This is a genomic window from Halalkalibacter suaedae, assembly GCF_017939705.1.
GTDB classification, from domain to species: domain Bacteria; phylum Bacillota; class Bacilli; order Bacillales; family Bacillaceae_D; genus Halalkalibacter; species Halalkalibacter suaedae.
The window spans coordinates 1-13675 of sequence record NZ_JAGKSQ010000022.1 but is presented as its reverse complement, the minus strand read 5'-3'; the positions used below and the strand labels follow the sequence as shown (position 1 = coordinate 13675).

Here is a 13675-nt window from a genome sequence, read left to right as displayed (position 1 = left end):
CACGCCGCCAGCGTTCGTCCTGAGCCAGGATCAAACTCTCCATAAAATTGGTTTGAGTTTAAATAGCTCAATACTTGTTGCTGACTTTTAAAAAAGTCTAAATTGACGAGATATCCTCACTGTTGAAATCAACAGGAAAATCTCTATTTCGCTTGGCTTTTGTTCAGTTTTCAAAGAACTCTTTGTCGCAACAGCAACTTTAATAATATAACACATTACGTTATACCAGTCAACAACCTAATTTCAATTAATTAAGTTCGTTTCTGGCGACAAGAAGTAATATAACATAGATTATAAAGTTAATGCAACCTTTTTTTAAAAAATTAGATAAGAAATTGTTTAACCACAATTAATAAAGCAACACCGGGTACACCTAGAATACCTGCCACTGCTGTTGTTACTCCATTAATAGGTATTTGTAATCCAACCATCGTACCAAATGCATTCACAAAAAAGAGCATAAGTGCTCCAACTATAAACCTCACTGCCATGTTTCCTACTAAACGCAATGGCTTCACCGGTGCACCTACTACTAATAGAATAAGAACTAGTCCAACTAAAATAGAAACTAACACAATTGGATCCATTTTTTTCACCTCATAAGCTTGTCTTACAACTATGGTATGTCCAAAATAAAAAAAAAGAACAAACTGTTTACGACAGTCCATTCTTTTTTTCTAAACCCACTCGTGCTTCTCTTAGTAAGAGGGAATATAACGATTCTGTTATCTTAGCCCTAAATAAAACATCATCAGAAGGATCTAAACTTCTTTCAATTAATTGCTTCTGGTTATCCAGCTTGCTTTTAAGCTCTTCTAAATGAAATAGCAAGTGATTATATTCCCGGTCACGTATTTTGTTTTTTTTTAAAAACATAGATCCTCCCTTAAATCTCCCTTCGCCCTTCAATTGCTCGTGAAAGAGTAACCTCATCTGCATATTCAAGATCGCCACCGACAGGCAAGCCATGAGCAATTCTCGTAACTTTTATTCCTGTTGGTTTGATTAATCTAGACATATACATTGCTGTTGCTTCCCCTTCAATAGTAGGATTCGTTGCGATAATCACTTCTTGAATCGTATCATCCTGGAGGCGTTTAAGTAGTTCTGGGATCTTTATATCTTCAGGTCCTATACCATCCATTGGTGAGATTGCACCGTGAAGTACATGATACTGTCCTCGGTACTCCTTCATCTTTTCCATTGCAATGACATCCTTAGCATCTTGAAGAACACATACAACGGATTTGTCACGGTGAGTATCCTCGCATATTCGGCAAGGGTCCATATCGGTAATATTATGGCACACAGAACAATATGTTAAGTTTCGCTTAGCGTTAACAAGAGCCTTCGCAAAATCTAGAACATGATCTTCTTTCATATCTAAAACGAAAAAGGCCAAACGACTTGCTGTCTTCGGCCCAATACCTGGCAACTTCATAAAACCATCAATTAACTTAGCTATTGGTTCAGGATACTGCAATAAAACCCCTCCTAGAACATTCCAGGAATGTTCATCCCTTTAGTAAACTTACCCATATCTTGTTCAACAAGATCGTCCACTTGCTTTAATGCTTCATTAGTCGCAGCTAGAATTAAATCTTGTAGCATTTCAGGATCGTCAGGATCGATAACATCCTCAGAAATTTTCACATCCAAAATACGCTTGTCACCACTTGCAATAACTGTTACCATTCCACCGCCAGCAGTAGCTTCAACCGTTTTCTCCTTCAACTCTTCTTGAGCCTTCGCCATTTGCTTTTGCATTTTTTGCATTTGCTTCATCATATTTCCCATGTTTTTCATTTTAAAATCCTCCTTTTATTATCCCTCAGTAATTTCAATTAAATCTTCACCCACGAGCTTAACGGCTTCATCAATAAGTGAATCAGTCTCGTCACCGCTTGCTGAGCTTTTCTCAGTAACAAATTCTTCTTTTACCTTTTCCCATTGCTCAGCTAGTAATGTAATGAAGGACCCTTGCTCTTGTAATGTTTCGGTGAATATTTGCTCAAGAATCTCCCTAAACTTTGTATCCATCATATCACGATGCATTTCATTTTGAAACGCTAGAACAACGGTTGACTTTGAGGCTGCCACAGGCTTACTATCGCTTAACCAAGCATGTCCTGGAACATTTTTGACTTTCATTCGTTCCATTACGTCAGCCCATTTAGCTGTTACATTTTGCAAACTCTTCTTATCAGCTTCCTTAAGAATTTCCATCACTCTTGCTGTTGCTACCCTTGTTTGGGTTGGAACTTTCTTAGCTTTCCTCTGAGGTGACGTTTGCCGTTCCTCAGTAGCAGCTGGTTGAATACCTTGTTTTTGTAGACGTTGAATAATATTTTCTAGCCCCTCTACCTTTTCTCTTAGAGAGACAACTTCATTAGAAGAAGCTACATCAATACTTTGCTTTTTGCTAATTTGTTGGTTCACTATTTTCATTAAAGCAAGCTCAAGAAAAATTTTAGGATGTGCTGACCATTTCATTTCCTGCTGACTAGCGTTTAAAGATTCAATGGTCGCATAAAGCCATTCTGTTTGTAATTCAGAAGAGAATGTTTGAAAATGTTCATCGACCTTGGCTCTTTCTAATAAGTCACCGGCCTGAGGTGCATGCTTAAACAGTAAGAGATCTCTGAAGTAGTAAACTAAATCCTCCACTAGGCGTAATGGCTCTTTCCCTTCACCAATCATCCTATCTAATTGCTGCATAACGGTCACGGTATCTCCCTCATGCACACTCTGAACAATTTCTCTTAAAGCTTCTTGTGAGACCGCTCCAGTAATCGCCAACACATCATCTATAACTAATTTTTCCTCAGCAAAAGAGATTGCTTGATCCAACAAGCTAAGTGCATCACGCATCCCGCCCTCAGCAGCACGGGCTATTAGCATCAAAGCCTCACTATCCGCTTCAACTTGATCGTGGTCAAGAATATATTGCAGTCTTGAAACAATTGCTTGATTTGTGATTCGTTTAAAGTCAAAGCGCTGGCAACGTGAGATGATTGTTAAAGGAATTTTATGCGGCTCCGTTGTCGCCAAAATAAAAAGAACATGGCTCGGGGGCTCTTCTAACGTTTTTAATAAAGCATTAAACGCTCCTGTTGATAACATATGTACTTCATCAATAATATAAACCTTATAACGAACCTCATTCGGAGCAAACTTCACTTTATCACGAATATCTCTAATTTCATCAACGCCATTATTCGATGCTGCATCGATTTCCATCACATCAACGATCGCACCCGATGTGATTCCAAGGCAAGCCTTACACTCATTACATGGCTCAGCAACTGGAGCCTGCTCGCAGTTAATCGCCTTAGCAATAATTTTTGCTGCACTTGTTTTACCAGTACCACGTGGACCTGAAAAAAGGTAGGCATGGGAAAGTTTTTCTTGTAAAAGTGCATTTTGTAGCGTCTTAGTTATGTGTTCTTGACCGACGACATCCTTAAGAAGCTGAGGTCTCCACACACGATACAAAGCTTGATAACTCATCCCACTTCCCCCTTTCACCATCTCTATCTATTATAGCGGTTCCTTATAGTTAGGACAATCTCTACCCTTCATTAAAAGGGATCAATATTAAAAATAAAAGCAACTACGAAAAGTCGTAGTTGCTTTTATATAAAATAATACCGTGCACCTTCTGTCGATAATGCCACCACGGGCGTTACCTAAGCAGTTAGCTCGGCCCAGGCGACTCCACGGCACACGAAAGTGTCCACTTACTGCTGCTTCCTTCCGGACCTGACAGGATTCATGGGTTTTCGTTGCGTGGAACCCAGACGTCAACACCACTTACTTAGGGCAGGCCCCGCAGTGGCAAAACCTCGAGAAGGGATTCAGCCTCGCTATAGCGGATTGCGAGTTACAAGGCACCGCTACCTCCCCACCTAGCACGGCAAATTGGATAACATATTTAGTGCGTCTCTCTGACGCATTTTCTAGTATAGGTTGTTTTTTAATAAAATGCAAGTGGTAGGAAATGGTTCATTACTTTTTTGCTTTTTTCTTTTCACGTAAAGCTCTAAAAAATGTAGTTAGAATGCTTCCACATTGCTCTTCTAGACAACCGCTAATTATTTCAGTCTGATGATTGAAGCGTGGCTCTTCTAGTAAATTCATAATTGAGCCCGCACAGCCTGCCTTTGGGTCTTTGGCACCGTAAACAACGATCGGAATTCGAGATTGAATAATCGCTCCAGCACACATAGGACAGGGTTCTAACGTGACATAGAGAGTACAATCCAATAAACGCCAGCTCTTTAATTTTTGACAGGCCTCTTGAATGACCGAAAGCTCCGCATGAGCGAGTGCCTGTTGATCACACTCTCTACGATTGTGAGCAGCCGCGATAATCTGGCCATCCTTTACAATAACGGCTCCAATTGGAACTTCACCGATTATTTGAGCCTTTTCTGCTTCTTCTAAAGCATACTCCATCCATTTTTCATGCATCACGCTACTCCTAACTATCAATTATATAAGTAAAAGGCACTACCAAGATTGGTAGTGCCTTTTACTATTATGGAAGGAGGAAGAGGGATTCGAACCCCCGCGCGGTTTGACCCGCCTGTCGGTTTTCAAGACCGATCCCTTCAGCCGGACTTGGGTATTCCTCCACAACATCTACTGACAAATAATATAATATCAAAGAGAGTCTATTATGGCAATACTTTTTTTATAAATTTTTTTGAGGCCGGGACAAAAGTTATCTCCCAGCCTCAAATAGTTAAGCTACATTTTATTTTGAAGCAATTGCATCCACTCTCATGTATGGACGAAGTACCTCTGGAATTATGACAGATCCATCTCCTTGCTGATAATTTTCAAGAATGGCAGCAACCGTTCGGCCGATAGCTAATCCAGAACCATTTAACGTATGGACAAACTCTGCCTTTGCTTTTGGCTCACGACGAAACTTAATATTTGCTCGTCTTGCCTGGAAATCTTCAAAGTTACTACATGAAGAGATTTCACGATATGATTCATAACTCGGTATCCAAACCTCAAGATCATATTTTTTAGCTGCTGTAAAACCAAGATCTGCCGTACACATACTAAGAACTCGATATGGGAGTCCTAAAAGCTGTAATACTTTTTCAGCATGTCCAGTCAACGTTTCAAGTGCTTCGTAAGAGTCCTCGGGCTTCACAAAGCGAACCAACTCAACTTTGTTAAATTGGTGCTGTCTAATTAATCCACGGGTATCTCTACCAGCAGAGCCAGCCTCTGATCTGAAATTAGCACTGTAGGCATTATAAGCTATAGGAAGATCCTCTGCTGAAAGGATTTCATCACGATGCAAGTTGGTCACAGGAACCTCAGCTGTTGGTATTAGGAAGTATTCCTCGCCCTCAACCTTAAATGCATCCTCTTCAAATTTCGGTAATTGTCCAGTACCCGTCATACTAGCACGATTAACCATGTATGGTGGAAGTACTTCCTCATATCCATGCTCATCCTGGTGTAGATCCATCATGAAATTAATGAGGGCACGCTCTAATCGTGCTCCTAGACCCTTATAAAAAACAAAACGACTACCTGTCACCTTTGAGGCACGTTCAAAGTCTAGGATATTTAAATCAGTCGCAACATCCCAGTGAGGTTTAGCTTCAAAGGAAAACTCGCGAACTTCTCCCCACTTCCTCACTTCAATGTTGTCGTCCTCTGTATCACCAATAGGAACACTTTCATGTGGAACATTAGGTATCGTCAAGAGAATTTCCTCAAGCTCAGCTTCCACTTGTCTTAACTCATCATCAAGTTGTTTGATCTTCTCAGAAACTTGCTTTGTTTCAGTAATAAGATGATCTGCATCCTTTTTCTCTCGTTTTAACTGTGCAACTTCCTGAGATACTTGATTTCGTCGACTCTTCAGTTCCTCAACCTCAACAATAAAGGCACGTCTTTTATCATCTAGTTCTTCAAAACGATCTAGCCCTGAAATATCCTCGCCTCTTGTTGCTAATTTTGATTTAATTTCTTCAAACTCGTTTCTTAAACGTTTGATATCTAACATATATACTTCCTCCTTTAGATCTTCCCTTATTTTAACAAATAATTTCTATAAAAAAAAAGGCTCTCACCCCTTCTATTATGAAGAAGGGACGAGAGCACCCGCGTTACCACCCTTGTTGCAGGAGAATCACCAGGTGAATCTCCATACCACTCTAGTAAATAACGGCTACAAAACCGAGAGGGCTTCAATCGCTCTCTACTCCAAGGTGGATTCTATTTAGTCGCTGACCGGTTCACAGCAACCACCGGCTCTCTGAACAGCTATCTAAATATACTATTCCTTATCAACGTGTTAGTTATTTGCTTTTGCTTCCTCTACCATGCTCACAAAATATTGATGAAAACGATGGTCATCTGTTAATTCAGGATGGAAAGAGCACGCTAGAAAATGACCTTGTCTCGCTGCTACAATCTCATCGCCATACTTTGACAACACTTGAACATTTTCTCCAACCTCGACGATAAGAGGAGCTCTAATAAATACAGCACGAATATCTTCGCCAACATCAGTTACTAGAAGATCCGTCTCAAAACTTTCCCGTTGTCGTCCAAAGGCATTTCGTTGTACTTTCATATTAATGACAGAAAGATGTCCTTGGTCGTAGCCGACAATCTCTTCAGCCATTAGAATTAAGCCTGCACAAGTACCAAACATCGGTTTGCCTTCACCAGCAAATTCCTTTAATGGTTCAAAAAAACCATATAAATCAATCAGACGACGCATTGTCGTACTCTCGCCACCAGGAAGCACTAGACCATCAAGATCTGCTAATTGGTCGACCTTTTTGACAATGACTATTTCAGTATTCGGGGCCTCTAAACATTTAACATGCTCTCTGACAGCCCCTTGTAATGCAAGTACGCCTATTTTAACCATTATTGCTCCCTTTCCCTATACCCTTAAGCTTACCAACCACGCTCTTGCATACGCTCTGAAGGATTTAGCGTTGAGATTTCAATACCTTTCATTGCTGTACCAAGACCTTTTGATAGCTCAGCAATTAACTTATAATCTTGATAATGTGTTGTAGCTTCTACAATGGCACGAGCAAACTTTTGAGGGTTGTCTGATTTAAAGATACCAGAACCAACAAACACACCATCAGCACCTAATTGCATCATAAGGGCTGCATCCGCAGGCGTCGCTACACCACCAGCTGCAAAGTTAACAACAGGAAGCTTACCAGTTTCTTTAATTTGTAATAATAACTCGTAAGAAGCACCAAGATTTTTTGCTTCAGTCATTAATTCATCTGTAGACATTTGTGATACCTTGCGAATTTGAGCTTGGATCATACGCATATGGCGAACAGCCTCTACGATATTTCCTGTTCCTGGCTCACCCTTTGTTCGTAACATTGATGCTCCTTCTTCGATACGGCGAGAAGCCTCACCTAAATCACGTGCCCCACACACAAAAGGAACAGTGAAATCACGCTTGTACAAATGATATACTTCATCGGCAGGTGTTAACACTTCACTCTCGTCAATGTAATCGACACCCATCGCTTCTAATATACGTGCTTCTACAATATGACCAATACGAGCTTTTGCCATGACTGGAATTGAGACTGCATTTAGGACTTCTTCAACAATTGTTGGGTCAGCCATACGTGCAACGCCTCCAGCAGCACGAATATCTGCAGGAACTCGCTCTAAGGCCATAACTGCTACTGCCCCAGCTTCCTCTGCAATTTTCGCTTGTTCTGCATTGATAACGTCCATAATAACGCCACCTTTTTGCATTTCAGCCATTCCTCTTTTAACTCTATCAGTACCCGTTTGACTCATGTCGTTTCCTCCTATACCTATACGGTCTTTCTAGTTAGTTTGTTTATCCTTAATTTAGTATACATTAAATAAAGGTAATTCTCTCCTTTTTTTCAGTATTATTTTAGCACGAAACGGGCCTGATGCAAAATCAGGACCCGCTTCTAGTAATCTATATTAAAACCAACCGCCAACAGTATCAGCTACACCTGTCCATATTCCTGAAAAGAAACCACCAATGGCTCTCATTGTCATTGTAAACCATCCAGCCGCCTCTACACTCGTTTCAGTTGCAACAGCTACTTCTACCTTTTGTGATGGGTATAAGTAGTCAATTACTTCTTCACCTGAATAGACTAGTTCTAGCTTTCCAACTTCTTGGCCATCTTCAATCGGAGCTACTAACTCTCCATCTTCATTCAACTGTTCTTCGTCTAGCACTAATTCCACAGAATAAAGCTCTTCTTCTCCATTCTTAATCACGGTTGATACAGGAACAGTACTTGAAATAGAAACCTCTTGTTCCTTACCGCCTATAACAGGAAGTGTACCTTCTCCTTCTGGAATAAACCCAGTGCTGAATAACTCTGTTTTACTAAATTGACTGAACCCATAATCTAATAATTTCTTCGTTTCAGTAAAACGTGCTTCGCGTGTTGGTGTTCTCATCACAACTGAAATAAGTTGTAGATCTCCACGCTTGGCAACACCTGTAAATGCAGCACCTGCAGTATCAGTTGAACCTGTTTTCAAACCTTGAATCCCTTCATAAGCAAATCGCTCTAAATCTGGCTTGATCCCTGAAATCATCCAGTTCCAGTTTTCCATTCGCTCTTCTTCACCAGGGCCTGCCTGAAACATCTTAACTGGTATACTGGCTGTCTCTAATATCTCTGGGTAATCATGAATTAAGTGAAAAGCTAATTTAGCAGTAGCTCTAGCAGATAACACATTCTCAGCATCTGCCTCTGTTCCCTCTGGGTGATTGCCAGCCATATCACTATTATTCAAACCAGTGGAATTAACAAATTCATAATCCTCTAAGCCTAATTCAGCAGCTTTTTCATTCATCTTTTGAACAAAAGCTGCCTCTGAACCAGCAATTAAGTCAGCAAGGGCAATCATTGAACCATTAGCTGAATAAATCGTTACAGATTCATATAATTCCTTAACAGTGTAAGGATAATCTTGTCTTAAAGACACATTAGACAAGCTCTTATCATGTGATAGTTGACGAACAAAATCACTTATCGGTACTTCTTGATCCCATGTGATTGTGCCATCCTCAATTGCTTCAAAAATAAGATATTGACTCATCATCTTTGTCATACTTGCAATAGGAAGAACACTATCAATCATTTTTGAATATAAGATTTTACCTGACTCTGCATCAATGACAATTGCAGCCTCAGCGTCTAAATTAAGTGAAGCCTCTGCTCTTTCAGGTTGTATCGCTAACGTTAGAACTAGAACCACCATTAGCATTGCCATAAGTGGTTTTTTAAAGAAATTACTCACTCCTGCACCTCCATACCATTTTCATAGACGTAATTCTATCATAAGAACACATAAAAAAATAGATAGGGAAGTCCCTATCTATTTACCAATTATGGACAATTTAAAGAGAATAGTTCGGTGCTTCTTTTGTAATTTGGACATCATGTGGGTGACTTTCCCTTAGCCCAGCACCTGTAATTCGAATAAATTGGCCATTTTCTCTTAAATCATCTAACGTAGCTGTTCCACAGTATCCCATACCAGCTCTTATACCACCAATCAATTGATGGATTGTATCATTTAAAGGTCCTTTATAAGGAATACGTCCTTCAATACCTTCTGGAACTAATTTCTGTGCATTTTCTTGGAAATAACGATCCTTACTTCCTTTTTCCATTGCACCAAGCGAGCCCATGCCACGATAAACTTTGAACTGACGCCCTTGATAGATTTCACGATCGCCAGGACTCTCAGAAACCCCAGCAAGTAGACTTCCTAGCATTACAGCATGTCCACCAGCTGCAAGAGCCTTCACAATATCTCCAGAATATTTAATTCCACCATCGGCGATAACTGGAATCCCGTGTTTACTTGCTTCCATTGCACAATCATAGACAGCTGTAACTTGTGGAACACCAATTCCAGCGACGATTCTTGTTGTACAGATTGAACCTGGTCCAATTCCTACCTTAACTACGTCCGCTCCAGCTTCAATTAAATCCTTTGTAGCTGCAGCAGTAGCTACATTACCAGCAATAATCGTTAGATCCGGGTAGGCTGCTCGAATTTCACTTACTTTATCTAAGACTCCTTTTGAGTGTCCATGTGCCGTATCAATAACAATTGCATCAACACCAGCATTAACTAATGCTTCAATTCTCGTATCAGCATCAGCTGAAACCCCAATTGCAGCCCCTACTACTAATCTTCCTTGTGAATCTTTAGCTGAGTTTGGAAATTCAATTACTTTTTCTATATCCTTAATTGTAATTAGACCTTTTAGTATGCCATTGTCATCAACTAAAGGAAGTTTTTCAATTTTATATTTTTGTAAGATCTTCTCAGCATCATTGAGTGTTGTTCCGACCGGAGCAGTTACGAGATTATCCTTTGTCATCACTTCATCAATCTGAATCGAATAATCCTCAATAAATCGTAGATCTCGATTTGTTAATATCCCAACTAGCTTTTGATTCTCATCAACAATTGGTACACCAGAAATTCGAAACTTACCCATCAAATGTTCAGCGTCAAATACTTGGTGTTCGGGAGTTAAGTAAAAAGGATTAGTGATTACACCACTTTCAGAGCGTTTCACACGATCGACATGCTCTGCTTGCTCTTCAATAGACATATTCTTATGGATAATACCAAGTCCACCTTCACGAGCCATAGCAATAGCCATTTCTGCCTCTGTAACGGTATCCATCCCAGCACTGATAATTGGAATGTTGAGCTGTAATGACGCACTTAACTTTGTTTTAACGGAAACATCACGTGGTAAAATTTCAGACCTTGCTGGTACAAGCAAAACGTCGTCAAAGGTCAAGCCTTCTTTATGAAACTTATCTTCCCTCATCATCACTTATCCTCTCCAAACTCTTTAATTTACGTAAAAATATTATTAGTAGCTTATCAACTGGGTAAACTACTGTCAAGAACGATTATAATATAAGACTTTTCTAAATTGACAGATTATTTTGGAGGCATCTCTTTATATGAACCATACAGATTTATTTCTCCCGTATTTTTCTGCAACCTATACAAGAAAGTATTTAACGAATGTGTATGAAAAAAAAGAAATTATTCAATCTAAAACAAAAAGTTATCAAGTAAGTTACTCATTTATGTATCATCTTCAACATGGTCAATTGTATTTTGATCAAGCAGCAGTTGCTCCAACTGAATTAAAACCAGTCTTACTCTTTTATGGACTTATCCAAATGCTTAAAGCATGTATATTAACAACTGAACCAACCTATCCAGAAAATTCTCAAGTTCTAGCACATGGTGTCACAACAAGAAAGCGAAAGAAATCATCGTATCAATTTCTAGATGATGAAGTAAAGATACAAAAAAATGGTCTTTTTTCACATTTTTTAGACAAATTGTTTCACATGAAACATCAAGATGGTCAAAAGTATCAAATGCTCACGCTTCTTTATCACCTTGCAGACATGCATACTATGTTTTTCAAAATTTATGGAAAGGAAATATCTTTTAAAGGGACATATAACGATAAGCAGCTTTCTTTCCCTGCTAGTACACTCGACAGCTACCATATGACAGTAAATCGTTTTGAACAGTATCTAGAGAGCTTTCCAACAAGTGGTTATTTTAAAGGAAATGAACGAATAACTGAGACAAAAACATCAATAGAGATCCCATTTATAAAGATAGCTAATTCTCATTATTCTCTTCCTTGGCGTATTGACATAAAAGGTAATTATTATTTACTTAAAAATCGGCAACATACAGACGCTTGTCACTTACCCGACCTAGGTATTCATTTTCTTTTGTTATATAATCTCAGCATGATTTGTCGGTATGAGGCAGAATGGTGGGGTGAACTCATCCATACTTTCGATGGAACTGATCTTCCATTCATTCTGCAGTATTTAAAAATAGCTCAAAATCAAATACCTACAATAATCTCTACGTTCTTAACAGGTATAATAAATAAATAACATTAACAGTAGAGGGGTGATTCCTCCTCTACTATTCTTATTATAAGGGAAAACACACCATCATTTTTGTTCCTTTGCCCTTCTCACTTTCAACTGTTAATCGGCCTTTAAAATGCTGCACCAATTGGTGAACCATAAATAGACCAATCCCTTGACCAGCTACCTCCTGATTAATCTTTTCATACTTTCTAAATAACTTCTCTTGTTCGTTAACAGTCATTCCGACACCTTTATCAATAATATGTAAATGAATATAGCCTTGGTCGATGAAACTATTAAATGTTACCGTACTTCCCTCGAAGCTATACTTTATCGCATTGCTAAGTAAATTGGATATAACTAATCGGAACCCCATTAGGTTTCCTTTCATAATTGTATTAGCTGGAACAAGAATAGTTGTTTCAACATTAATATTTTGTGTCCTAGCTTTTACTTCCATCACATTAATAACTTCTTCAATGGTAGGGAGAGCCTTGATTAGCTTCGTCTTCCATAATGAATCGACAGTTAACATTTGTTCTGTTTGGATAATATGATTAATCTCGTAGTCAATAGCTGTAGAGTAATCCTCAATAAGACTTAGTTTCGCTTGAATGTTTTTGTCCTCTATTTCTGATTTTAGAATTGTAGCAAATGACTTTATAACGGTTAAAGGATTGCGAACCTCATGTGCAATAACATGAATAAAATCAAGCTTTTGTCTGTATAGATCTAATTCAGACTCTATTTTCTTTTGATTAGCAAGTGATGGGAATACAGTTTGATCTGATTGATTATATAAAGGGGATTTAACAAAATCAGTATCCGTCATTAGATATGGGTGACTTTTCATTAACTTAGTCTGATATGCAGCAGGTACTTCATTGGCATTATATGTACAAACAGTCATATAACCTATTTCACTGACTGTTAAATCAGCAACAGACTCATATCTAATTGTCTCGTTCTCAAGGCTAGACAAGTTTGCCCAAGCCACTTTTCCCCAAACTCTTACAGATAAATGATCATCTACAAAGGGTTGTACGGTATTTTTAAAATTAGTCAAAGCTCGTTCGAAGTTAAAGTCCCCATACATTTGATAGAAATCATAGTTATTTATGTAATGAATTGTATGGTTGAATTCATCTAAATATTGACCTTCTAATTTTAACTTCTCAACCATAGCCAAATAGATTTCTGGAGCTTCTATAACAATGATATGTTGGTTTACTGTTTGAGCTGATTGTACAAATGAAACTAGGTTCTCAAGATAAAGCTCCTCTGACTGGTAAAAGTAAAGGATGTGAGAACCATTATTTACTTTTACATTTCCCGTTAAAGGAATAGAACTTGTTTTCGCTGTTAGCATTTTATCGACATCCTGTCCTATTTTACTGTTTCATCATCTATCTTACATTAAAGAACTGACCGACGATATACTTTTAGTACTGTGACTCCTCCTAACTAATTAATTTTCTTTTTTACAGTAAAAATAAGTTAGCCGTTTTACTTAAAGAAAGCTTTCACCCAGAGGGTGAAAGCTTTTGAGACCTATTATAGGCTTATCTTGTCTATATACAAATTAAAAAGCACAATCCAAATGGATTGTGCTTAATTGCCCGGCAACGTCCTACTCTCACAGGGGGAAGCCCCCAACTACCATCGGCGCTGAAGAGCTTAACGACCGTGTTCGGCATGGGAACGGG

Annotated in this window: 13 protein-coding genes, 1 tRNA gene, 1 rRNA gene, 1 other RNA gene and 1 other annotated feature; of the genes, 1 reads left to right on the top strand and 15 read right to left on the bottom strand. The window is 38.8% G+C overall.

Going from position 1 to position 13675, the window contains the following annotated elements:
* Positions 1 to 323: 323 nt before the first annotated feature.
* The 13 genes from J7W16_RS21690 to guaB form a co-directional block, all read right to left on the bottom strand.
* The gene (locus tag J7W16_RS21690) at positions 324 to 587 is read right to left on the bottom strand and encodes a pro-sigmaK processing inhibitor BofA family protein (protein WP_210599526.1); all 264 of its coding nucleotides are present in this window, start codon (positions 585 to 587) and stop codon (positions 324 to 326) included.
* Positions 588 to 654: 67 nt separating this feature from the next.
* Positions 655 to 876, bottom strand: a complete 222-nt coding sequence (locus J7W16_RS21685) for a YaaL family protein (RefSeq protein WP_210599525.1) — start codon at positions 874 to 876, stop codon at positions 655 to 657.
* A gap of 10 nt (positions 877 to 886) precedes the next feature.
* Positions 887 to 1483, bottom strand: a complete 597-nt coding sequence (gene recR, locus J7W16_RS21680) for a recombination mediator RecR (RefSeq protein WP_210599524.1) — start codon at positions 1481 to 1483, stop codon at positions 887 to 889.
* A gap of 11 nt (positions 1484 to 1494) precedes the next feature.
* Positions 1495 to 1806: a YbaB/EbfC family nucleoid-associated protein gene (locus J7W16_RS21675; protein ID WP_210599523.1), complete on the bottom strand. Its 312-nt coding sequence runs from the start codon at positions 1804 to 1806 to the stop codon at positions 1495 to 1497.
* Between the two features lie 18 nt (positions 1807 to 1824).
* On the bottom strand, positions 1825 to 3510 hold the full coding sequence (gene dnaX, locus J7W16_RS21670; RefSeq protein WP_210599522.1) for a DNA polymerase III subunit gamma/tau: 1686 nt from the start codon (positions 3508 to 3510) through the stop codon (positions 1825 to 1827).
* A 140-nt stretch (positions 3511 to 3650) separates the two neighbouring features.
* An RNA gene (gene ffs / locus J7W16_RS21665) (signal recognition particle sRNA large type) lies at positions 3651 to 3917 on the bottom strand.
* Positions 3918 to 4008: 91 nt separating this feature from the next.
* On the bottom strand, positions 4009 to 4473 hold the full coding sequence (gene tadA, locus J7W16_RS21660; RefSeq protein WP_210599521.1) for a tRNA adenosine(34) deaminase TadA: 465 nt from the start codon (positions 4471 to 4473) through the stop codon (positions 4009 to 4011).
* A 74-nt stretch (positions 4474 to 4547) separates the two neighbouring features.
* A tRNA-Ser gene (locus J7W16_RS21655) sits at positions 4548 to 4637 on the bottom strand.
* Positions 4638 to 4759: 122 nt separating this feature from the next.
* A complete protein-coding gene (gene serS / locus J7W16_RS21650; RefSeq protein ID WP_210599520.1) occupies positions 4760 to 6037 on the bottom strand; it encodes a serine--tRNA ligase in 1278 nt (425 codons plus the stop codon).
* 81 nt (positions 6038 to 6118) lie between these two features.
* Positions 6119 to 6333 (bottom strand) — a binding site (T-box leader).
* Positions 6329 to 6913 (bottom strand): pyridoxal 5'-phosphate synthase glutaminase subunit PdxT, encoded by a 585-nt coding sequence (pdxT, locus tag J7W16_RS21645; RefSeq protein ID WP_210599519.1) that lies wholly within the window; start codon positions 6911 to 6913, stop codon positions 6329 to 6331. It overlaps the preceding feature by 5 nt.
* Positions 6914 to 6942: 29 nt before the next feature.
* A complete protein-coding gene (pdxS, locus tag J7W16_RS21640; protein WP_210599518.1) occupies positions 6943 to 7827 on the bottom strand; it encodes a pyridoxal 5'-phosphate synthase lyase subunit PdxS in 885 nt (294 codons plus the stop codon).
* A gap of 156 nt (positions 7828 to 7983) precedes the next feature.
* A complete protein-coding gene (locus J7W16_RS21635; protein WP_346726988.1) occupies positions 7984 to 9324 on the bottom strand; it encodes a D-alanyl-D-alanine carboxypeptidase family protein in 1341 nt (446 codons plus the stop codon).
* A 100-nt stretch (positions 9325 to 9424) separates the two neighbouring features.
* Complete coding sequence (gene guaB, locus J7W16_RS21630; protein WP_210599527.1) at positions 9425 to 10882, bottom strand: IMP dehydrogenase; 1458 nt, start codon at positions 10880 to 10882, stop codon at positions 9425 to 9427.
* A gap of 139 nt (positions 10883 to 11021) precedes the next feature.
* On the opposite strand from guaB, the gene J7W16_RS21625 reads away from it, so the two are divergent.
* The gene (locus J7W16_RS21625) at positions 11022 to 11990 is read left to right on the top strand and encodes a YaaC family protein (RefSeq protein ID WP_210599517.1); all 969 of its coding nucleotides are present in this window, start codon (positions 11022 to 11024) and stop codon (positions 11988 to 11990) included.
* Positions 11991 to 12030: 40 nt separating this feature from the next.
* Here the strand turns inward: J7W16_RS21625 and J7W16_RS21620 are convergent, their stop codons facing one another.
* Both J7W16_RS21620 and rrf read right to left on the bottom strand, forming a co-directional pair.
* On the bottom strand, positions 12031 to 13338 hold the full coding sequence (locus J7W16_RS21620) for an MEDS domain-containing protein (RefSeq protein WP_210599516.1): 1308 nt from the start codon (positions 13336 to 13338) through the stop codon (positions 12031 to 12033).
* Positions 13339 to 13586: 248 nt separating this feature from the next.
* Positions 13587 to 13675 (bottom strand): 5S ribosomal RNA (rrf, locus tag J7W16_RS21615); the annotation flags it as partial.